Raw genomic sequence first — 20,074 nt, 5'->3', positions numbered from 1 at the left:
CCGGGGTACCCGCCAGGACGGCTCCGCGGACGATTTCGGCGACAGGTTCTTCGGTTTTCGGCCCTGTGGCGGGGGCGCCGGATCAGCGCACTGCAGTGGCCGTGATGGAACGCGGGCCACGCCCGATCGCGATCGTTCCCGACTGCACCATCTCGCGGACGCCGTAAGGTTCCAGCATTCGCAGCAGCGCGTCGAGCTTATCGGCGGTACCGGTGGCCTCGATGGTCAGCGCCTCCGGCGAGACGTCCACCACTTTCGCGCGGAACAACTGCACCGTCTCCAGCACCTGGCTGCGCACCGACGCGTCCGCGCGGACCTTGACCAGCAGCAGCTCCCGCTGCACCGCGGCATCGGTCTCCAGCTCCACGATCTTGATCACGTTGACCAGCTTGTTGAGCTGCTTGGTGACCTGCTCCAGCGGCTGGTCGGAGACGGCGACCACGATCGTCATCCGGGAGATCTCCGGGTGCTCGGTCGGGCCGACCGCGAGGGACTCGATGTTGAAGCTGCGCCGGGAGAACAGGCCGGACACCCGGGCTAGCACCCCGGGGACGTTCTCCACCAGCACGCTCAGCGTGTGTCGGGTCATGGGCGCAGTCCCGCCTCTCCGAGATTTGCAGTTGTGGTTGCGTCCAGCTCAATCGCTCGTTTCGAGGTTTCTTGTGGCTGGTTTGCGTCACGGTCCCCTGAGGTGCGGTTGAGCAGCACCAGAGTTGACATAGGGCTGCTCATGCCAGTTCCGCCTCTCCGCGTTTCACAGTTGTGGCTGCGTCCGGCTCAATCCCGCGTTTCGCAGTTTCTCGTGGCTGGTTTGCGTCACGTTCCCCTGAGGTGCGGTTGAGGAGGACTCGGGTTGACACAGGGCTACTCATGCTTCCTCCTCCTCGAACAAGGGGCGGATGCCGCGCGCCGCCATGATCTCGTCGTTTCCGGTGCCCGCGGCGACCATCGGCCACACCTGGGCGTCCTTGCCCACCACGAAGTCGATCACGACGGGTCGGTCGTTGATCTCCATCGCCCGCTGGATGACGCTGTCGACGTCCTCTTTGGACTCGCACCGCAGGCCCGCGCAGCCGTAGGCCTCGGCCAGCAGTTTGAAGTCCGGGATGCGGTGCTTGTGGGTGCCGAGGTCACTGTGTGAGTAGCGCTCGGCGTAAAACAGGTTCTGCCACTGACGGACCATACCGAGGTTGCCGTTGTTGATGACGGCCACCTTGATGGGGATGTCCTCGATCGCGCAGGTGGCGAGCTCCTGGTTGGTCATCTGGAAGCAGCCGTCGCCGTCGATGGCCCACACGGCCTTGTCCGGCAGGCCGGCCTTGGCGCCCATCGCGGCGGGCACCGCGTAGCCCATGGTCCCGAGGCCACCGGAGTTCAGCCAGGTGCGCGGGTTCTCGTAGCCGACGAACTGCGCGGCCCACATCTGGTGCTGGCCGACGCCGGCGGCGTAGATCGCCTCCGGCCCGACCAGCTTGCCGAGGCGCTCGATGACGTACTCCGGCGACAGGCTGCCGTCGGTCGGCCACTGGTAGCCCAGCGGGAACCGCTTGCGCAGGTCGTCGAGGTTCTCCCGCCAGGTCGTCAGGTCCGCGGTGCCGTGCTGCTCGGTGGCCGCGGCGACCGCGTCGATCAGCTCGGCGATGACCTCCTTGCAGTCGCCGACGATCGGCACGTCCGCGTAGCGGTTCTTGGAGATCTCCGCCGGGTCGATGTCGGCGTGCACGACCTTGGCCTCCGGCGCGAACGACGACAGCTGGCCGGTGACCCGGTCGTCGAAGCGGGTGCCCAGCGCGATCAGCAGATCGGCGCGCTGCATCGCGGCGACCGCGGAGACGGTGCCGTGCATGCCGGGCATGCCCAGGTGCTGCGGGTGCGAGTCGGGGAACGCGCCGCGCGCCATCAGCGTGGTGACCACCGGGATGCCGGTGCGCTCGGCCAGCTGCCGCAGCTCGGCGTGCGCCTCGGCCTTGATGACCCCGCCGCCGACGTAGAGCACCGGGCGGTGCGCCTCGGTGATCAGCTTGGCGGCCTCCCGGACCTGCTTGCCGTGCGGCTTGCTGGTCGGCCGGTAGCCGGGCAGCTTCATCTCCGGCGGCCAGGAGAACGACATGGTCGCCTGCTGGACGTCCTTGGGGATGTCCACCAGCACCGGGCCGGGGCGGCCGCTGGCGGCGATGTAGAACGCCTCGGCGATGACCCGCGGCAGGTCATCGGGGTCGGTGACCAGGAAGTTGTGCTTGGTGATCGGCAGCGTGATGCCGCAGATGTCGGCTTCCTGGAAGGCGTCGGTGCCGATCAGGCCGGTGCTCTGCTGCCCGGTGATCGCGACGATCGGGACCGAGTCCATGTTGGCGTCGGCGAGCGCGGTGACCAGGTTCGTCGCACCCGGGCCGGACGTCGCCATGCACACGCCGACCTTGCCGGTGGCCTGCGCGTAGCCGGTGGCCGCGTGCCCGGCGCCCTGCTCGTGGCGCACCAGGACGTGCCGGACCTTCTTCGAGTCGAGGAGCGGGTCGTAGGAGGGGAGGATCGTGCCGCCCGGAATCCCGAAGACGATCTCGCAGCCGACGGCCTCCAGCGAGCGCACCAGTGCCTGCGCACCGGTCATCTTCACTGGGGCACCGCTGGGCGGCGCGGGCTTGGGACGGCGTCCTGGCGGGGGCGCCGGGACCGGATTCTGCCGAGTATTGGCGCTGGTCATCGGGTCTGCCTCGGGGTCGGGAGTTGGACCGGACACGAAAAAACCCCCGCAGACCCCAATAGGCCTGACGAGGGTTGGCGCGTCGACGCTGCGAACTTCCTAGGCGTCGACGCGCCGGGGAAGTACGAGAATGTCGTGCAGTCGCAGCATGGCAAGGACGTTAATCAAAGCGACCCGCGACGTCAAACCATGCGGGACGATCTTCCCGCATCGTGGACGCCTGAGATCGCTCGGCGCGACCCCGATCGCGACGATAATCCCAGGTCAACGATGCCGTCCGGGGTGGTCCGCGCCGTGGGATGTGACGTGCGACGCGTGGGCCGTGCGCGTCGCGGCGGTCACGTGGACGGCGGATCGCCGGCGGCGTTCGGCCGCCCACGGGGCCGGGAACCGCAGGTGAGACCATCGGGACGTGAGCGAGACCCCGCAGGAGCCCGAGCAGCCCGACGCCAAGCAGCCCGCCCCGGAGCCGTCCGACACCCAGTCCTCCGACGCGGAGCGGGCCGCTGAGCGCTCCGACGCGGAGCGGGCCGCCGAGTCCGCCGACGCGGAGCAGGCCGCCCCGGCGGAGCCCGAGGGCTCGAAGTCCCTGACGTTCCGGATCACGCCGGTGGCGCTGCTGGGCGTGCTGGCGGTCATCATCTGCGCCACCCCGCTGGCCACCACCGCGGGCACCTGGGCGCTGCTGATCTACCTGATCCCGCTCGGTCTGGCGGTGTGGATCCTGCGCACCCGCACCACGTTCGACGCCCAGCAGGTGGTGGCGCGCACCATGTTCGGCCGCACCAAGTTCGGCTGGGACGACGTGGTGTCGCTGCGGCTGGACGAGAAGCGCTGGCTCAAGGCGGTGTTGCGCTCCGGCAAGGAGGTCCAACTCCCGGCTGTGCGGGTGCGCGACCTGCCGCGAGTGGCGGCGATCAGCGGTGGGCGGCTGCCCGACCCGACCACGCAGGAGTAATGTCGGCCGCACCGCAACTTCCCGCGCCCACAAGGCGCGGTCCGGGGGCGGGCTCGCAACGCCTCGCCGTCAGGCAAGTGGCGAAGCCACTTCCGGTGGTAGACCGCCGCCGCGACGCCCGACTCGCAAGGCCGAAAGCGGCCGCAAGCGGCGAAGCCGCTTAGCCCGCCCGAGCAACTTGCACCGCCGCGGGTTCTCAGAAGTCTTCTCGCGAGGACAGCCCCGACGCCGCGTATTTGGTCATGCGCAAGTCGGGGATCCCGGAGTCGAGAAGGCTTCTGAGGTTCCGCTACCGGCACCGCCACGCAAAACGAGTTTGGAAACCTTCAAAATGCCTCAGTTGCGCTCCCGCACCACGACACATGGACGGAATGCCGCCGGCGCCCGCTCGCTGTGGCGTGCCACCGGCATGACCGACGACGACTTCGGCAAGCCCATCGTGGCGATCGCCAACTCCTACACCCAGTTCGTGCCCGGCCACGTGCACCTGCGCGACCTCGGCGACGTTGTGGCCGCCACCATCCGCGAGGCCGGCGGCGTGCCGCGCGAGTTCCACACCATCGCGGTGGACGACGGCATCGCGATGGGCCACAGCGGGATGCTCTACTCGCTGCCGTCGCGCGAGCTGATCGCCGACTCGGTGGAGTACATGGTCAACGCGCACCAGGCCGACGCGCTGGTGTGCATCTCCAACTGCGACAAGATCACGCCCGGCATGCTCAACGCCGCGATGCGGCTGAACATCCCGGCGGTGTTCGTCTCCGGCGGGCCGATGGAGGCCGGCAAGGCGGTCGTGGTGGATGGCGTGGCGCAGGCGCCGACCGACCTGATCACGGCGATCTCGGCGTCCGCGAGCCCTGCGGTGGACGAGGAGGGGCTCTCGGAGGTCGAGCGGTCGGCGTGCCCGACGTGCGGTTCGTGCTCGGGCATGTTCACCGCGAACTCGATGAACTGCCTCACCGAGGCCCTCGGCCTGGCGCTGCCCGGCAACGGGTCCACGCTGGCGACCCACGCCGCGCGCCGCGCCCTGTTCGAGGAGGCCGGCCGCACGGTGGTGCGCATCGCGAAGCGCTACTACGGCGAGGACGACGAGTCGGTGCTGCCGCGCTCGGTCGCGAACAAGAAGGCGTTCGAGAACGCGATGGCGCTGGACATGGCCATGGGCGGTTCCACGAACACGGTGCTGCACACGCTGGCGGCGGCGATCGAGGGCGAGATCGACTTCTCGCTGGACGACATCGCGGAGACCAGCCGCCGGGTGCCGTGCCTGTCGAAGGTGAGCCCGAACTCCGACTACCACATGGAGGACGTGCACCGGGCCGGCGGAATCAGCGCGATCATGGGCGAGCTCGACCGGGCGGGCCTGCTGCACCGCGACGTTTCGTCGGTACACAGCGCGAGCCTGACCGAGTGGCTGTCCAAATGGGACATCCGCGGCGAGTCGCCGTCGGCGGAGGCCATCGAGCTGTTCCACGCGGCGCCGGGCGGGGTGCGCACCACGAAGGCGTTCTCCACGGAGAACCGCTGGTCCTCTTTGGACACCGATGCCGCGAACGGTTGCATCCGCGATGCCGCGCACGCCTACACCGCCGACGGCGGCCTGGCGGTGCTCAAGGGCAACCTCGCCGAGGAAGGCGCGGTGATCAAGACCGCCGGTGTCGATGAGGAGCTCTGGCACTTCCAGGGTCCGGCGCGCGTGGTGGAGAGTCAGGAGCAGGCCGTGTCGGTGATCCTGAACAAGGAGATCCAGCCGGGCGAGGTGCTGGTGGTCCGCTACGAGGGTCCGGCGGGCGGGCCGGGCATGCAGGAGATGCTGCACCCGACGGCCTTCCTGAAGGGCTCGGGCCTGGGCAAGAAGTGCGCGCTGATCACCGACGGCCGGTTCTCCGGCGGTTCGTCGGGCCTGTCGATCGGCCACATCTCCCCGGAGGCGGCCAACGGCGGCGCGATCGGCCTGGTGGAGAACGGCGACCAGATCCTGATCGACGTCCGCGAGCGCAAGCTGGAACTGCTCGTCCCCGAGGAGGTCCTGGCCGAGCGCCGCGCCAAGATGGACGCCAGCGAGCACCCGTGGCAGCCGGTGGGCCGCGACCGCAAGGTCACGGCGGCGCTGCGCGCCTACGCCCGCTTCGCCACGTCCGCCTCCTACGGGGCGGTCCGCGACGTCAACAAGTGATCGACCTGCCGAACGCGAGGGGCACCCGTCACCGGGTGCCCCTTTCGTTTTGCCCTGAACGGGCGGCCGCCGCTTTGTACTGTTGGTCCGTCCGGTGCGGTCTGGGAGGTTGCGGTGGTTTCGGGTGAGGTTGCCGAGCTGGTGAGCGCGGCGCGGTCCGGCGACGAGCGGGCGTTCGGCGAGTTGACCGGGCGCTACCGCCGGGAACTCCGGGTGCACTGCTACCGGATGCTGGGCTCGTACGACGATGCCGAGGACGTCGTCCAGGAGACGCTGCTGCGGGCGTGGCGCCGGCGGGAGACCTACGAGGGCCGGTCGACGTTCCGCGCCTGGTTGTACAAGATCGCGACGAACGCCTGCCTCGACCTGATCGACCGGAACAAGCGGCGGGCGGTCCCCTACCAGGTCCCGCCGCTGGCCGGTTCGGGTGAGCCGCCCGCCGATGTCTCCTGGCTGCAGCCCGTCCCGGACCGCCTGCTGGAACCGGCCGCGGACGCCGCCGAGGAGCCGGCCGCCTTGGCCGTCGCGCGGGAGACGATCGAGCTCGCGTTCCTGGCCGCGATCCAACAGTTGCCCGCCCGGCAGCGGGCCGTGCTGATCACCCGGGACGTGCTGGGCTGGCCGGCGACCGAGACGGCGGCGCTGCTGGAGACGAGCGTGGCGTCGGTGAAGAGCGCGTTGCAGCGGGCGCGGGCGACGCTCAAGCAGCAGTTGCCCCGACGCCGGGAGGAGTGGGCGCCCAGCGGCGAGCCGGGGGCGGACGAGCGCGCGCTGTTGCGGCGTTACGTCGATGCGCACCAGCGGGCCGACCTCGATGCGCTCGCGGAGCTGCTCGCCGAGGACGTGCGGCTCACGATGCCGCCGCACGCGGCCTGGCTCATCGGTCGCGACCCGCTGCTGGCCTTCACCGCCGAGGTCTTCGACCGGGATTCGCAGTGGTACCACGGGAGGTGGCGCGGCGTGGTCACCGGCGCGAACCTGCAGCCCGCGGTCGCGCAGTACGTCCAGCACCCGACGGCGGCGGAGACCCGGGATCTCGCGGGCGAGTTCCGCGCGCAGGTGCTCGACGTGCTGACGGTCGAAGGCGGCCGGATCACCGCGATCACCTCGTTCGAACCGCGCTACTTCGCCGCGTTCGGGCTGCCCCTGGTCCTGCCCTGAGGCGCCGCCGGGAAATTTCTCGGCGGCACCGATTCCTTTTCCGCCGGTGGGCCGTCACACGGTCAGAAGTCACGACGACCGAGACGGAGAAGCGATCATGACCACGACCAAGGCGGCCCTGGTGAACTCGACGATCATCTCGCGGGACGGCACGGACATCGCGTTCGGGCGCTCCGGCGAGGGCCCCGCGATCGTCCTGGTGGCCTCGGCCCTGGCCGACCGGTCCGACGCCGCGAAGCTCGCCGCGCTGCTGGCCGCGGACTTCGCGGTGATCAACTACGACCGCCGCGGCCGGGGCGCGAGCGGCGACGCGGCCGACTACGCGGTGGAACGCGAGATCGAGGACATCGCGGCGCTGATCGACCACGTCGGCGGTTCGGCGGCGCTGTTCGGGAGTTCGTCCGGCGCGGTGCTGGCGCTGCGCGCCGCCGCGGCCGGGATCGGCGTCGAGCGGCTGGCGTTGTACGAGCCGCCGTTCGTGGTCGCCGACGGGCCGTTCGGGCCGCCCCGGGATTTCGCGCGGCAGATCGGCTCGTTGCTCGCCGACGACCGGCGCGGCGAGGCGGTCAAGCACTTCATGACGAAGGCGCAGGGCATGCTCGCGTTCATGGTGAACGCGATGCGGCTCTTCCCCGGCCCGTGGTCGAAGCTCAAGGCGATGGCGCACACGCTGCCCTACGACATCGCGGTGATGGGCGACACCCAGCAGGGCAAACCGCTGGACGCCGACCCGTGGTCGGCCGCGACGATGCCGACCCTGGTGCTGACCGGCGGCAAGAGCCCGGCGGGATTCCACGACGCCGCGCGGGCCGTCGCGGGCGTGCTTCCCGCCGCCGATCACCGCACGCTGTCGGGCCTCAACCACGGCGCCGTGATGATGGCGCCCAAGAAGCTCGCCCCCGTGCTCGCCGAATTCCTGCGCGGCTGAGCCGATTCCTTTCACGCCGCCGAACCGTCACACGGGCAAGAACACCGAATCCGGGAGAACTGTGGAGATCGTCATGTCCGAGAACAACACCGCGCAGCACACCGACAACGGGATCCGTTCGCTCGACCGGCTCGTCGGCACCTGGGAGGTGAGCGGCGAGGCCACCGGCCGCGTCACCTACTCGTGGTTGCCGGGCGGTCACTTCCTGAAGCAGGAGATCGACCTCGAACAGGGCGGCACGCGGGTGACCGGCATCGAGATCATCGGCAGGGAGAAGCCCTTCGGCGCCGAGGAACCCGGCGCCGACCTCAAGTCCCGGTTCTACGGCAACGAGGGCGAAACCCTCGACTACGTCTACGAAATCGAGGGCGACGTGCTCACCATCTGGGGCGGCGAGAAGGGGTCGCCGGCGTACTACCGCGCCCGCTTCAGCGCCGACGGCGACACCATCGCCGGGGATTGGGTCTGGCCGGGCGGCGGCTACCACGCCGAGCAGACCCGGGTCCGGTAGCGCCTCGCGAAAGACGAAGCGGGGGCGCGCACTCGGCGTGCGCGCCCCCGCTTCCGGGCCGTCCCGCGGTCAGGGGCGGTGGAACAGGATCAGGACCGCTGCGGACGCGGCGACCGCGATGATCAGGGCTATGAACCCGAAGATCAGCGGGCGGCGGAACCACACGCGCCCGTAGTCGAGCGCCACCCGGCCGGGGCCGGTGAACATCAGGCCGAGGCCCAGCACGCCGAGCGTCGCCTCGAACTCGAAACCACCGGAGGCGGCGAAGAACCCGGCGCCGAGCTTGAGGAAGATCGCGTTGCCCATCACGCCGACGATGCCGGCGGCGGCCAGCGGCGTGAACAAGCCCAGCACCAGCAGCGCGCCCGCGCCGAGCTCGGTGCCGCCGGTGACCAGGGCCAGCATGGCGCTGTTCTCGAAGCCCATCTTGCCCAGCGCCATGGCGAAGCCGTCCGGACCGGGACCGCCGAGGATGCCGAAGAGCTTCTGCGCGCCGTGGGCGAGGAAGATCCCGCCCAGCGCCAGCCGCAGGATCAGCAGGCCGAGGTCGGTGCCCGCGTTCCAGCCGAAGGGCTTGCGCGGGTCGCCGCCGAGGTCGTCGTAGTAGTCGCCCGCCGCCGCGCCGCCGCCGCGCTGGTCGACCACGGACGTGGCTTCGGCGTCGCTGTAGCCGTCATCGTCGTCGTAGTAGTTGTACTTCTGCGCGCTGAGGCTCTGCGTGCTCCGCGCACCAGGTGCGCCTTGCGCGGCACTCGGTGCACCCTGCGAACCCGCTCCGGGTTGCTGGGCGTGCGCGCCGTAGTTGCGATCGTCGGGGTAGCCGCCCGCACCGCCGGGGCGATCGTCGTGAATCCTCACGCCGGACGAGGCTAGGGCATGGTCACCCCAACGTGCGAGTCTTTCCGGCAAAAGCTTCCCGACACGTGATTTGTTCGATACTGCGCACACCCGGCTGGGGGAAAATGGTTCGATGGCCGATCAGGTGTTCCGGGAGTTCGACGTTTCCGCAGGTGGCGCGCGTCCCCGGGAATGGGCGTCCGCGCATTGGGCGCCGGAGACCGCAGCGTCGCAGGCGGTCCTGATGTGCCCGGAGCTCGGTGCCGCGCCCGAAATTCTTCCGGTGGATTCGTCGGCCCGAATGCTGGGCTGGACACCGGAGAACAACCATTCGGGCACGCTCGGTGATCAAGTGGACGACGCTTTGGCCGTGCTCGACGACGCGGAGGTGAAGGACTGCACCGTCGTCGGCTGGTCGGCGGGCACGGTGGTGGCGGTCGAGCTCGCCCGGCGGTTCCCGGACCGGGTCCGCGGCCTGATGCTCCTCGCCGGGCCGCCGACGGCGGCCGCGGACGCGCTGCTCGGGGCGCTCGGCGTGCCGGAGCTCGCCCGGCGACTGCTCGCCGCGGGCGGCTCCGCCTCGCTGCAGATCTTCGGTGGCCTGTTGACGTCGATCACGTCCCGGCTGCCGGTCACGGAACTCGCGGCGCAGCTCGTGCGGTGCAGCGGTCTGCTGCGCCCCGACGTGGACCGGGAGGTCGCCGCGGCGGTGCTCCGGCAACTGCTGCCCCAGGACTGGCAGTGGCACCTGGCGATGGGCCTCGCGTGGAGCGCATCGGCTCGCACCCAGGTGACGGGGCTGAGCTGCCCGCTGACCGTCCTCACTGGACGGCACGACGTGCTGGCGGACTTCGCCGGCACCGCCAGGGCGGTCGGGGCGCTGCCGCAGGCGAGGGTGCGGCAGCTGGCGACGTCGCACTTCATCCCGTTCGAAGCCCCCGATGTGGTGCGCGAGGAGCTGGCCCTGCTGCTGCGCCGGGTGGAAGCGGTCGAGTGCGCCCGGCTCGGCATCGACCCGCCACCGCCGCCGGTCCGGCGGATCAGCCTGCGCCTCCCGGAGCCGGGCCCGCGCCGCCGCGCCGAACACCCCGACCACTGAACCTTCCGCATCCCGGAACCCGAGACCCGTTTGCCGCAATTTCCATTGAAATCGAAGGTCCGATTTCCATTGAAATTGCGGACCGGCACCGCGGGGCGGAGCCGGGAAGCGCGTTGAGCACCGTCTCACCCCGGGTTCACCCGTCGGCCGATAGGGTCGGACGTCGTGGCCGCCTCGTTTCGCATGCGTCGTCTTCTGCTGGGCATGACCGCCGTGCTCGGCACGCTGCTGGCCGGCTGCGCGCAGTTCCCCGACGAGCACCCCCGGCCGTGGGGCGACCCGCCCTCGCTGGAGCCGCAGGCCGGCCCCCAGCCCTCCTTCGAGAACGAGTCCTCGCCGCCGCCGGAGTCCGGCAGCTCGCCGCAGCAGCCGAAAGCGCCGGTCGGGTGCGAGGACCCCGATCCGGCAGTGGTGGCCACCTGCCTGGATCCGGTCGGCGCGATCGCGGTGCTGCCCGGCGGCCAGGCCGCGCTCGTCGGCGAGCGCGCCACCGGGCGGGTGCTGCGCGTGCAGCGCGGCACGAAACCCGTTGAGCTGGCCCGGATTCCGGTCGATCCGAGCGGCGGTGGCGGGCTCACCGGGCTAGCCCTCTCCCCCACGTACCACGAGGACGAGCTGTTCTACGCCTACGTCACGACCCGCAGCGACAACCAGGTCGTCCGGGTCGCGGCCGGGGACCGGCCCAAGCCGGTGCTGACCGGCATCCCGAAGGGTTCGACGGGCAACGCGGGGGCGATGCTCGACGACGGCCAGGGCTCGCTGCTGATCGCCACCGGCAACGCGGGCAGCCCGGCCAACGCCGCGAATCCGCAGTCGCTGGCGGGCAAGGTGCTGCGCATCGACAGTTCCGGCAAGCCCGCGGCGGGCAACCCGAACCCCACGTCGCCGGTGGTCGCCGCCGGGCTGACCTCGCCGGGCGGGCTGTGCGGCACGCCCGCGCTGGGCATGTACTGGGTGACCGACCGCAGCGGCGGCCAGGACGCCCTGTACCGGGTGCAGCTCGGCGAGCCGCTGGGGGCGCCGGCGTGGACCTGGGCGGAGCGGCCCGGGGTGGCGGGGTGCGCCGCCGACCCGGCACAGGTCGTAGTGGCGCTGACCGACGCCGCGGCGCTGTACACGCTGCACCCGGCGCCGGACGGCAGCTTCACCGGCCAGCCGACGAAGGTCATGGAGAAGACCTACGGGCGCTTCTCCGCCGCCGCGCTCGGCCCGGACGGCCTGATCTGGCTGGGCACGGCGAACAAGAACGGCGGCCAGCCGATCTCCAGCGACGACCGCGCCCTGCGCATCGAGTCCCCGTCCGCCGGCTCCGCGGGCAAGGACTGACCCCGGCTTCCGCGGCTCAAGGCCCGTGCGCACTTCCTGCGGCTATGGAGACTCTTTGAATGTCGTGGTGTGAGGTGTAGTGGCACGGGGTCTTGTCTTTGAAGCGGCGCAGCCGCTTCGCCCACCCTCGCAACCGGCACCGCCGCGGGTTCTCAGGGGTCTTCTCGCGAGGACAGCCCCGCACCGCCACGCAGAGCAAGTTCGGAAGCAGGCTCTATAGCAACAGAAGGTGCGGACCGCCTACTTGCCGTTGAGGCCCCGGTGCGTCAGGTCGGTGAGCAGGTCGATGGCCTGTTCGTCCGCCAGCCCTTCGGCCAGCGGGCTGCGTTCGACCAGGACCGCGTAGGCGAACTGGTGCCAGAGCGAGGACAGCGCGAGCGCCGTCGCTTCCGGCCGCTGGGCCGTGCCGCGCAGGTGGTCCGCCAGGTGCCGGAGATCCGGTTCGAGCAGCGCTGACAGCCGGTCCGCGAACCGCTGGTCGACCAGCGACGCCTGGTGCAGCGCGATCATCACCACCCGGTGGTCGCGGAAGAACCGCCAGTACTGCTCGACGTGCCAGCGGATCGCGTCGCGGCCGCAGAGGTCCGGATCGTGCGCCGGGTCGGCTTCGATGGCCTGGTCGCTGGCCGAGAGCATGTCCGCCAGCAACGACTCCAGCAGCTCTTCCTTGCCGCGGAAGTGGTTGTAGAACGACCCGGCGGCGCGCCCCGCCTCGGCCGTGATGTCGGTGATCTTGGTGTTGAGGTATCCGGCGCGCTCGAACACCCGCGTCGCCGCCGCCTTCAGCGCGGCCTCGGTCTCGGCGGCCTTCGCCTTGCGGCTGCCCGGCATCGCACTCCTCCCGCTGCTTGACAGGAACGCTAGCAAGCCGCATTCTGAATTTGAATTCACTGAATCTCAGTTCATCAAGGAGTGGCGCATGGACACCCGGGTGCTGATCGCCGGCGCGGGACCGACCGGCCTGACGCTGGGCATCGAGCTCGCCAGGCGCGGCGTCGGATGCCGGATCGTGGACGCGGCGCCGCAACCGCCCAGGGGCTCACGAGGCGACGGCCTCCAACCCCGCACGCTGGAGGTCTTCGACGATCTCGGCGTGCTCGACGAGGTGCTCGCCGACGGCGCGCCACCGGCCCCGATCCGCGCCCACCTCGACGGCGAGTTCGTCGGCGAGCGGCGGATGGCCGAGCACGTCGAGCCGACGCCGGACGTCCCGCACCCCAACCCGTGGGTGCTCCCGCAGTGGCGCACCGAGGAAATCCTGCGGAACCGGCTGGCGCAGCTCGGCGTGCGAGTCGAGGCGGGCACCGAGTTCCTCGGCTGCAGCCAGGATTCCCGTGGCGTGACGGCGGAGCTGAGCACCGGCCCGGTGCGCGCCGAGTTCCTGGTCGGCGCGGACGGCGGGCGCAGCGCGGTCCGCAAGAGCGTCGGCATCGACTTCGTCGGCGAGACCGACGAATCCGTTCGCATGCTGCTGGCCGACGTGCAGGTCGCCGGGCTCGACCCCGACCGCGGGCACTGGTTCGGCACCGCGGCGGACCTCGCCCGCGGCATCGCCTTCACGCCGCTGCCCGGCACGAACTCCTTCCAGTGCGCCGCCCCGCTGCCCGACGACCGGGACGCCGCGCTGCCCGCCCTGCAACGCCTGCTCGACGAGTTCTCCGGCCGCACGGACCTCCGGCTGCACGACCTGGCGTGGTCCACCGCGTGGCGGGCGAACATGCGGCTGGCGCGGCAGTTCCGGCGCGGCCGCGTCTTCCTCGCCGGCGACGCCGCGCACGTGCACCCGCCGACCGGCGGTCAGGGCCTGAACACCGGCGTGCAGGACACCTACAACCTCGGCTGGAAGCTGGCCGACGGAGATCACGACCTGCTCGACAGCTACGAAGCGGAACGGCTCCCGGTCGCCGCCTCGGTGCTCGGGATCAGCACGGCGCTCCTGCGCAAGCACACCGACGGCCACGAGGACGCGTACCGCCGCGGGACCGAGACCCGGCAGCTGGACATCTCCTACCGCACCGGGCCGCTGGCGCACGACGAGCGGGCGGAGCGCGGCCGCGTGCAGGCCGGCGACCGGGCGCCGGATTCGCCCGTGGGCGACGGCGTGCGCCTCTTCGACCTGTTCCGGGGCCCGCACTGGACGCTGCTGGCATTCGGCGCGGAGCCGCCGGAAACCGGCCCCGACGTGCACGTCCACCGGATCGATCGGTCCCATGTGGATGCTTGGCGGACCTACGACGTGGCCGCCGGGACGCTCGTGCTGGTGCGGCCGGACGGCCACATCGGCCGGATCACCGAGGCCGCGGGCGCTCGCCCATCCGGCCGGTGACGGTTCCCACCGCGCCGTGCCACCCTCCGTTGAACGATCGTTCAGCGAAGGGTGGAGAGATGTTGCGGTTACAGGACAGGGTCGCGCTGATCACCGGCGGTGCGGGCGGAATCGGCCGGCAGACCTCCCTCAGGCTGGCCGCGGAAGGCGCGGCGGTCGTGGTCACCGACATCCAGGACGAGGCCGGGGCCGCCGTCGCCGCCGAGATCCGCGACGACGGCGGAAGGTCGCTTTTCGTGCACCACGACGTCGCCGACGAGGCCGCGTGGACGGCCGCGGTCCGGGCCGCCGTCGACGAGTTCGGCGGCCTGGACATCCTGGTCAACAACGCTGGGATCGCCGACCGCGGCACCATCGAGGACACCACGGCGGAGAGCTACGAACGCACCATCGCGGTCACCCAGACCAGCGTGTTCCTGGGCATGCGGGCCGCCGCCGAGGCGCTGCGCGCCTCCGAGCACGCGTCGGTGATCAACATCAGTTCGATCTTCGGCGCCAGCGGCGGCTTCGGCACCAGCCCGGCCTACCACGCGGCGAAGGGCGCGGTCCGGCTGCTCACCAAGAACGCCGCGCTGCAGTGGGCCGATGCGGGGATCCGGGTGAACTCGGTGCATCCCGGGTTCATCGACACCGCGATCCTGGACGGCGCCCGCGGCACCGACCGGGAGGCGGCGATGCTGGCGGTGACGCCGCTGGGCCGCCTCGGCCGCCCGGCCGAGGTCGCGGCGGCCGTCGCCTACCTCGCCAGCGACGACGCGTCCTTCACCACGGGTTCCGAGCTCTACGTCGACGGCGGCTACCTCGCCCGCTGACCCCGACCCGCAGTTTCAATTGAAACTGCGGAGATACGAAGCGGGGAACCGGAAGTTCCGGTTCCCCGCTTCGGTTCTCGGCCGTTCCGGCGCCCGTTACTGGCCGCAGGCCGCGAGGACGAGCTCGCGGACCCGCTTGGCGTCCGCCTGGCCCTTGGTGGCCTTCATGACCGCTCCGACGATCGCGCCCGCGGCCTGCACCTTGCCACCGCGGATCTTGTCCGCGATGTCCGGCTGCGCCGCCAGCGCCTCGTCGATCGCCACCTGCAGCGCCGAGTCGTCGGACACGACCTCCAGGCCGCGGGCCGCCACCACGTCGTCCGGCTCGCCCTCACCGGCGAGCACCCCGTCGACGACCTGCCGGGCCAGCTTGTTGGTCAGCTTGCCCTCGGCGACCAGCGCGATCACCCGCGCCAGCTGCTTCGGCGCGATCGCCAGGTCGGCGAGCTCGACGCCCCGGGTGTTGGCCTGCTGCGCCAGGTACGAAACCCACCAGGAGCGGGCGTCGCCGGAGGGCGCGCCCGCGTCGACGGTCTGCGCCACCAGCTCCAGCGCCCCGGCGTTGACCAGGTCGCGCAGCTCCTCGTCGGAGAGGCCCCAGTCCTCCTGCGCGCGCTTGCGCCGCTCCCACGGCATCTCCGGCAGGGTCTTGGACAGCTCCTCGACCCACTGCCTGGCCGGCGCGATCGGCACCAGGTCGGGCTCCGGGAAGTAGCGGTAGTCCTCGGAGGTCTCCTTGCGGCGGCCCGCCGACGTGGTGCCGGTGGACTCGTCGAAGTGCCGCGTCTCCTGCAGGATCGAGCCGCCCGAGGTCAGCACCGCGGCGTGCCGCTGCATCTCGAAGCGCACCGCGCGTTCCACGCTGCGCAGCGAGTTGACGTTCTTCGTCTCGGTGCGGGTGCCGAACTCCGTCGTGCCCTTCGGCATCAGCGACACGTTCGCGTCGCAGCGCAGCGAGCCCTGGTCCATCCGCACGTCGGAGACGTCCAGCGCGCGCAGCAGGTCCCGCAGCGCCGAGACGTAGGCGCGCGCGACCTCGGGAGCCCGCTCCCCGGCGCCGACGATCGGCTTGGTGACGATCTCGATCAGCGGCACGCCGGCCCGGTTGTAGTCCAGCAGCGAGTAGTCCGCGCCGTGGATCCGGCCGGTGCTGCCGCCCATGTGCGAGGACTTGCCGGTGTCCTCCTCCATGTGCGCCCGCTCGATTTCGACCCGGAAGGTCTCGCCGTCGTCCAGCAGCACGTCCAGGTAGCCGTCGTGGACGATCGGCTCGTCGTACTGCGAGGTCTGGAAGTTCTTCGGCATGTCCGGGTAGAAGTAGTTCTTCCGGGCGAACCGGCACCACTCGGCGACCTGGCAGTTCAGCGCCAGCCCGATCCGGATGGCGGCCTCCACGGCCTTGCCGTTGAGCACCGGCAGGGCACCCGGCAGGCCCAGGCACACCGGGCACACCTGGGTGTTCGGCTCGGCGCCGAAGGCGTTGGCGCAGCCGCAGAACATCTTCGTCTTGGTGGACAGCTCCACGTGCACCTCGAGCCCGAGCACCGGGTCGAACCGCGCGAGGACCTCGTCGTAGTCCATGATCTCGGCGACGGCGGTCACTTGTCGTCCTCCCCCTTGCGCAGGGCCCGCACGGCCAGCGCGGTGCCGGTGATCAGGCCGAGCGCGGTGATGACCGCGTCCGCCAGCGCGAGCTTGTCCTTCTCCTCCCGCGCCGAGCGGAAGCTCGCCCGCAGCCCGAGGGCGGCCGACAGCACCGAGGCGAGCTGGAACGCTGCTTTGATCTTCGGGTTCATCGCGCGACCTCCAGCTGGGGAACACGGTTGATGAGGGGGCCGTCCTGGCTGGCGTTGCGCGCCGCCTCGTAGGCCGCGCCGACCCGGTAGAGCCACTCGTCGGCCATCGCCGGGGCCATGATCTGCAGCCCGACCGGCAGACCATCCTCATCGGACAGTCCACACGGGACGCTCATGGCGGCGTTGCCGGCCAGGTTGGACGGGATGGTGCACAGGTCCGCCAGGTACATCGCCATCGGGTCGTCGACCCGCTCGCCGATCTTGAAGGCGGTGGTCGGCGTCGTCGGCGACACCAGCACGTCGACCTGCTCGAACGCGGCGGTGAAGTCGCGGGTGATCAGCGTCCGCACCTTCTGCGCCTGGCCGTAGTAGGCGTCGTAGTAGCCCGACGACAGCGCGTAGGTGCCGAGCATGATGCGCCGCTTCACCTCGGGCCCGAACCCGGCCTCGCGGGTCAGCGACATGACCTCCTCGGCGCTGCGCGCGCCGTCGTCGCCGACGCGCAGGCCGTAGCGCATCGCGTCAAAGCGGGCGAGGTTGGAGGAGCACTCGCTCGGCGCGATCAGGTAGTAGGCCGGCAGCGCGTAGCTGAAGTGCGGGCAGGAGACCTCGATGACCTCCGCGCCCAGCGCGGACAGCTGCTTGACGGCGGCGTCGAAGGCCCGCTGCACGCCCGGCTGGTAGCCGTCGCCGGAGAACTCGCGGACCACGCCGACGCGCACGCCCTGCAGGCCGCCCGAAGCGCCCTGCTCGGCCGCGGCGACGACCTGCGGCACCGGCTGGTCGATCGAGGTGGAGTCCATCGGGTCGTGCCCGGCGATCACCTCGTGCAGCAGCGCGGCGTCCAGCACCGTGCGCGCGCACGGGCCGGGCTGGTCCAGCGACGAGGAGAACGCGACGAGGCCGTAGCGGGAAACACCGCCGTAGGTCGGCTTGACGCCGACCGTGCCGGTCACCGCGCCGGGCTGGCGGATCGAGCCGCCGGTGTCGGTGCCGATGGCCAGCGGCGCCTCGAACGCGGCCAGCGCCGCCGACGAACCGCCGCCGGAACCGCCGGGGATGCGCTCCAGGTCCCACGGGTTGCGGGTCGGGCCGTACGCGGAGTTCTCGGTCGACGAGCCCATCGCGAACTCGTCCATGTTCGTCTTGCCGAGGATGACCACGCCCGCCTCGCGCAGCCGGCGCGTCACGGTCGCGTCGTACGGCGGAACCCAGCCCTCCAGCATCTTGGAGCCGCAGGTGGTGGGCATGTCGGTGGTGGTCAGCACGTCCTTGAGCGCCAGCGGCACGCCAGCCAGCGGCGACGTGGTGTTCCCGGCGGCGCGCTCCTCGTCGACCCGCCGCGCGGCGGCCAGCGCCCCGTCGGCGTCGACGTGCAGGAACGCGTGCACCTCCTGGTCCACGGCGGCGATCCGGTCCAAGTGCGCCTGCGTCACCTCGACCGACGTGACCTCGCCCGCCTGCAGCTTGGCGGCGAGCTCGGATGCGGTCAGCCCGGTCAGGCTGCCGCCGGATGCGGTCGTCATCAGGCCTCCTCGGTCAGGATCCGCGGCACGCGGAACCGGTCCTCTTCGGCAGCCGGCGCCGCAGCGAGCGCCTGCTCGCGCGACAAGCCCGGCCGCACCTCGTCATCGCGGAAAACGTTGGTCACCGGCACGGCGTGGGAGGTCGGCGGGATGTCGTCCGCAGCGACCTCGCCCACCTTGGCCACCGCATCGAGGATCTGGTCGAGCTGGCCGGCGAAGGTGTCGAGCTCGGCCTCGGTGACGGCCAGCCGCGCCAGGCCGGCGAGGTGTGCGACCTCGTCGCGGGAGATCTTGGACACTGCGAAGGCTCCCTGGTCATGTCCGGTTTCACGGGTACAGCTCAGTCTATGGCGGTGCCCGGACCCGCTCCTGGAGGGGGCGCGGGCGCCGCCGCGACCACCCCGGCCCGCGGCGATTCCACTGCGGATCAACGCGCCGACCGTCCCCGAAAACGTCGGCGACACGACGGAAAACCGCAGGTACTTCCACTCCGTGGACGCCGGGCGCACCGCGGGGGCGTCGCGTCTGACACAATTTCAACCGCCAGTTCCTCGCACGAGGAGCCGCTGCAGTGCGGCCTCGTGCAGTAGCGAGAGCGCGGCCGGCGAGGTGTCGCGCACGAAACTGGAGGCGTTGAGTCCGGTGTCCTTCCTCATCCGGGTGCAGATACCGGACCGGCCCGGCAACCTCGGGTCGGTGGCGAGCGCGCTCGGCGAGATCGGTGCCGACATCCTCAGCGTCGACGTCGTCGAGCGCAGCAATGGCGTGGCGATCGACGACCTGGTCGTGGAGCTGCCGTCGGGCCGGCTGCCGGACGTGCTGATCACCGCCGCCGAGTCGGTCGACGGCGTGGAGGTCGACGCGGTCCGGCCGTACGCGGGCGTGCTGGACACGCACCGCGAGCTGGAGCTCGTCGAGGAGATCGCGGCCGAGCCGGGGAACGGGTTGCAGATCCTCGCCGAGGGCGTCCCGAAGATCATCCGATCCGGTTGGGCGGTCGTCTTCGGGCACCGCTCGGGCGGCGCGGAGCAGCTGGCGGCCAGCACCTCGGCCCCGCAGGAGGGCTACCTGGAGCTGCCGTGGCTGCCGCTGGCGCGGGCGACGATCCTCGACGGCGACGAGCCGTGGGTGCCGGACACCTGGAAGGAGCTGGGCACCGAGCTGGCGGCGACGCCGATCGGCAAGCCGGACCGGGTGCTGCTGGCGGGCCGCCCGGGCGGCCCGATGTTCCGCGCCGCTGAGCTGGCCCGCCTGGCCCACCTCGCGGGCATCGTCTCGGTCGTCCTCGACAGCTGACCGCACCGCGAAACCCCTTCAGGTCCGCAATTTCCATTGAAATCGAAGGTTCGATTTCAATGGAAATTGCGGGGGAACGAGTCTTGGGCGTCGGTCTGGCTCCCGTCGGTCAGAGTTCCAGGGCGTAGCCGAGCAGGTGGACGTCCGGTGCCGGGTGCCAGTCCCGGTCGGGGCAGCGCTCGAAGCCCAGCCGCTCGTAAAGGCGCCGGGCGGGCTTCACGGAGTCCCGCACGCACAGCACGACGCGCTCCATCCCCTCCGCGCGCGCCCGGTCGATCACCGCCTCCACCAGCGCCCGGCCGACTCCGTTGCCCACCGCCTCCGGCGCCACGGCCAGCATCCGGAACTCCAGCTCGCCGAGTCGCGCGAGGTCGGCGTAGGAGCTGTCGTGCCGCACCAGCGTGACCGTGCCCAGCACTTCGTCCCCCTTGACGGCGACGAGCAGTTCGGCGTGCTCCGCCCGCCCGGCGGAGTCGCGCAGCACCACGGTGTAGTCGATGTCGTCCGACAGGTTCCCGCTCTCGGCGTAGGCCCGGGCCGAGATCTCACCGATGGCTTCGTACTCGGCCGGCCGGGCCGCGCGGATCGTCGTCATGCCGCAGATCGTGTCACCCCCGGCCG

The 20,074-nt window shown here is 71.2% G+C and carries 19 protein-coding genes; 10 read left to right on the top strand and 9 right to left on the bottom strand.

Translation table 11 applies throughout. The features are described 5' to 3' along the window. Positions 1-82: 82 nt before the first annotated feature. Together ilvN and AB0H93_RS25530 are read right to left on the bottom strand one after the other, a co-directional pair. Positions 83-589: an acetolactate synthase small subunit gene (ilvN, locus tag AB0H93_RS25535; RefSeq protein ID WP_093262582.1), complete on the bottom strand. Its 507-nt coding sequence runs from the start codon at positions 587-589 to the stop codon at positions 83-85. Between the two features lie 279 nt (positions 590-868). Then, positions 869-2,701, bottom strand: coding sequence for an acetolactate synthase large subunit (locus tag AB0H93_RS25530; protein ID WP_358575676.1), 1,833 nt, complete (start codon positions 2,699-2,701; stop codon positions 869-871). Between the two features lie 412 nt (positions 2,702-3,113). On the opposite strand from AB0H93_RS25530, the gene AB0H93_RS25525 reads away from it, so the two are divergent. The 5 genes from AB0H93_RS25525 (at position 3,114) to AB0H93_RS25505 (ending at position 8,435) form a co-directional block, all read left to right on the top strand. Further along, positions 3,114-3,659: a PH domain-containing protein gene (locus tag AB0H93_RS25525; protein ID WP_358575674.1), complete on the top strand. Its 546-nt coding sequence runs from the start codon at positions 3,114-3,116 to the stop codon at positions 3,657-3,659. Positions 3,660-3,990: 331 nt separating this feature from the next. Further along, positions 3,991-5,835, top strand: coding sequence for a dihydroxy-acid dehydratase (ilvD, locus tag AB0H93_RS25520; RefSeq protein ID WP_358575673.1), 1,845 nt, complete (start codon positions 3,991-3,993; stop codon positions 5,833-5,835). A gap of 114 nt (positions 5,836-5,949) precedes the next feature. Then, positions 5,950-6,996 (top strand): RNA polymerase subunit sigma-70, encoded by a 1,047-nt coding sequence (locus tag AB0H93_RS25515; protein WP_358575672.1) that lies wholly within the window; start codon positions 5,950-5,952, stop codon positions 6,994-6,996. A 97-nt stretch (positions 6,997-7,093) separates the two neighbouring features. Further along, positions 7,094-7,924, top strand: a complete 831-nt coding sequence (locus AB0H93_RS25510; RefSeq protein ID WP_358575670.1) for an alpha/beta hydrolase — start codon at positions 7,094-7,096, stop codon at positions 7,922-7,924. A 73-nt stretch (positions 7,925-7,997) separates the two neighbouring features. After that, positions 7,998-8,435, top strand: a complete 438-nt coding sequence (locus tag AB0H93_RS25505; protein ID WP_358575668.1) for a hypothetical protein — start codon at positions 7,998-8,000, stop codon at positions 8,433-8,435. Positions 8,436-8,504: 69 nt separating this feature from the next. Here AB0H93_RS25505 and AB0H93_RS25500 read toward each other — a convergent pair whose 3' ends face one another. Beyond that, positions 8,505-9,293, bottom strand: coding sequence for a DoxX family protein (locus AB0H93_RS25500; RefSeq protein ID WP_358575667.1), 789 nt, complete (start codon positions 9,291-9,293; stop codon positions 8,505-8,507). Positions 9,294-9,405: 112 nt separating this feature from the next. Between AB0H93_RS25500 and AB0H93_RS25495 the strand changes: the two genes are divergently transcribed. Both AB0H93_RS25495 and AB0H93_RS25490 read left to right on the top strand, forming a co-directional pair. Then, positions 9,406-10,371: an alpha/beta hydrolase gene (locus AB0H93_RS25495; protein ID WP_358575666.1), complete on the top strand. Its 966-nt coding sequence runs from the start codon at positions 9,406-9,408 to the stop codon at positions 10,369-10,371. A 165-nt stretch (positions 10,372-10,536) separates the two neighbouring features. Further along, entirely contained in the window at positions 10,537-11,697 is a 1,161-nt protein-coding gene (locus AB0H93_RS25490; RefSeq protein WP_358575665.1) for a PQQ-dependent sugar dehydrogenase, read from the top strand. Positions 11,698-11,937: 240 nt separating this feature from the next. Here AB0H93_RS25490 and AB0H93_RS25485 read toward each other — a convergent pair whose 3' ends face one another. Beyond that, positions 11,938-12,528: a TetR/AcrR family transcriptional regulator gene (locus AB0H93_RS25485; protein WP_358575663.1), complete on the bottom strand. Its 591-nt coding sequence runs from the start codon at positions 12,526-12,528 to the stop codon at positions 11,938-11,940. An 88-nt stretch (positions 12,529-12,616) separates the two neighbouring features. On the opposite strand from AB0H93_RS25485, the gene AB0H93_RS25480 reads away from it, so the two are divergent. Both AB0H93_RS25480 and AB0H93_RS25475 read left to right on the top strand, forming a co-directional pair. Next, positions 12,617-14,023 carry an FAD-dependent monooxygenase gene (locus tag AB0H93_RS25480; protein WP_358575662.1) on the top strand — a complete coding sequence of 469 codons (1,407 nt, stop codon included), beginning with the start codon at positions 12,617-12,619 and terminating at the stop codon, positions 14,021-14,023. Between the two features lie 59 nt (positions 14,024-14,082). Next, complete coding sequence (locus AB0H93_RS25475) at positions 14,083-14,835, top strand: glucose 1-dehydrogenase (RefSeq protein WP_358575661.1); 753 nt, start codon at positions 14,083-14,085, stop codon at positions 14,833-14,835. Positions 14,836-14,931: 96 nt separating this feature from the next. Here AB0H93_RS25475 and gatB read toward each other — a convergent pair whose 3' ends face one another. From gatB to gatC, 4 genes are read right to left on the bottom strand one after another with little or no spacing between them, the layout of a single operon-like run. After that, positions 14,932-16,437 carry an Asp-tRNA(Asn)/Glu-tRNA(Gln) amidotransferase subunit GatB gene (gene gatB, locus AB0H93_RS25470; protein ID WP_358575660.1) on the bottom strand — a complete coding sequence of 502 codons (1,506 nt, stop codon included), beginning with the start codon at positions 16,435-16,437 and terminating at the stop codon, positions 14,932-14,934. Further along, positions 16,434-16,631, bottom strand: coding sequence for a hypothetical protein (locus tag AB0H93_RS25465; RefSeq protein ID WP_132484676.1), 198 nt, complete (start codon positions 16,629-16,631; stop codon positions 16,434-16,436). The genes gatB and AB0H93_RS25465 overlap by 4 nt, the downstream gene beginning before the upstream one ends. Then, positions 16,628-18,157: an Asp-tRNA(Asn)/Glu-tRNA(Gln) amidotransferase subunit GatA gene (gene gatA, locus AB0H93_RS25460; RefSeq protein WP_358575659.1), complete on the bottom strand. Its 1,530-nt coding sequence runs from the start codon at positions 18,155-18,157 to the stop codon at positions 16,628-16,630. The genes AB0H93_RS25465 and gatA overlap by 4 nt, the downstream gene beginning before the upstream one ends. After that, positions 18,157-18,456: an Asp-tRNA(Asn)/Glu-tRNA(Gln) amidotransferase subunit GatC gene (gene gatC, locus AB0H93_RS25455; RefSeq protein WP_093262568.1), complete on the bottom strand. Its 300-nt coding sequence runs from the start codon at positions 18,454-18,456 to the stop codon at positions 18,157-18,159. Before gatC ends, gatA begins: the two co-directional genes overlap by 1 nt. A 343-nt stretch (positions 18,457-18,799) precedes the next feature. Here gatC and AB0H93_RS25450 point away from each other — a divergent pair, with 343 nt between their 5' ends. After that, entirely contained in the window at positions 18,800-19,453 is a 654-nt protein-coding gene (locus AB0H93_RS25450) for an amino acid-binding protein (RefSeq protein WP_358575793.1), read from the top strand. A gap of 109 nt (positions 19,454-19,562) precedes the next feature. Here the strand turns inward: AB0H93_RS25450 and AB0H93_RS25445 are convergent, their stop codons facing one another. Then, the gene (locus AB0H93_RS25445) at positions 19,563-20,048 is read right to left on the bottom strand and encodes a GNAT family N-acetyltransferase (RefSeq protein ID WP_358575658.1); all 486 of its coding nucleotides are present in this window, start codon (positions 20,046-20,048) and stop codon (positions 19,563-19,565) included. Between the last annotated feature and the right edge of the window lie 26 nt (positions 20,049-20,074).

It is taken from the genome of Saccharopolyspora sp. NPDC050642, from assembly GCF_040654735.1.
Lineage (GTDB): Bacteria > Actinomycetota > Actinomycetes > Mycobacteriales > Pseudonocardiaceae > Saccharopolyspora > Saccharopolyspora elongata.
Note: the sequence above shows the minus strand (reverse complement) of the source record. Positions and strands in the feature narration are given on the sequence as shown.

Excerpts from the sequence above, each read along its gene's own strand:
- ilvN (WP_093262582.1), bottom strand. The coding sequence starts at position 589 with ATGACCCGACACACGCTGAGCGTGCTGGTGGAGAACGTCCCCGGGGTG.
- AB0H93_RS25530 (WP_358575676.1), bottom strand. The coding sequence starts at position 2,701 with ATGACCAGCGCCAATACTCGGCAGAATCCGGTCCCGGCGCCCCCGCCA.
- ilvD (WP_358575673.1), top strand. The coding sequence starts at position 3,991 with ATGCCTCAGTTGCGCTCCCGCACCACGACACATGGACGGAATGCCGCC.
- AB0H93_RS25510 (WP_358575670.1), top strand. The coding sequence starts at position 7,094 with ATGACCACGACCAAGGCGGCCCTGGTGAACTCGACGATCATCTCGCGG.
- AB0H93_RS25505 (WP_358575668.1), top strand. The coding sequence starts at position 7,998 with ATGTCCGAGAACAACACCGCGCAGCACACCGACAACGGGATCCGTTCG.
- AB0H93_RS25495 (WP_358575666.1), top strand. The coding sequence starts at position 9,406 with ATGGCCGATCAGGTGTTCCGGGAGTTCGACGTTTCCGCAGGTGGCGCG.
- AB0H93_RS25485 (WP_358575663.1), bottom strand. The coding sequence starts at position 12,528 with ATGCCGGGCAGCCGCAAGGCGAAGGCCGCCGAGACCGAGGCCGCGCTG.
- AB0H93_RS25480 (WP_358575662.1), top strand. The coding sequence starts at position 12,617 with ATGGACACCCGGGTGCTGATCGCCGGCGCGGGACCGACCGGCCTGACG.
- AB0H93_RS25475 (WP_358575661.1), top strand. The coding sequence starts at position 14,083 with ATGTTGCGGTTACAGGACAGGGTCGCGCTGATCACCGGCGGTGCGGGC.
- AB0H93_RS25465 (WP_132484676.1), bottom strand. The coding sequence starts at position 16,631 with ATGAACCCGAAGATCAAAGCAGCGTTCCAGCTCGCCTCGGTGCTGTCG.
- gatA (WP_358575659.1), bottom strand. The coding sequence starts at position 18,157 with ATGACGACCGCATCCGGCGGCAGCCTGACCGGGCTGACCGCATCCGAG.
- AB0H93_RS25445 (WP_358575658.1), bottom strand. The coding sequence starts at position 20,048 with ATGACGACGATCCGCGCGGCCCGGCCGGCCGAGTACGAAGCCATCGGT.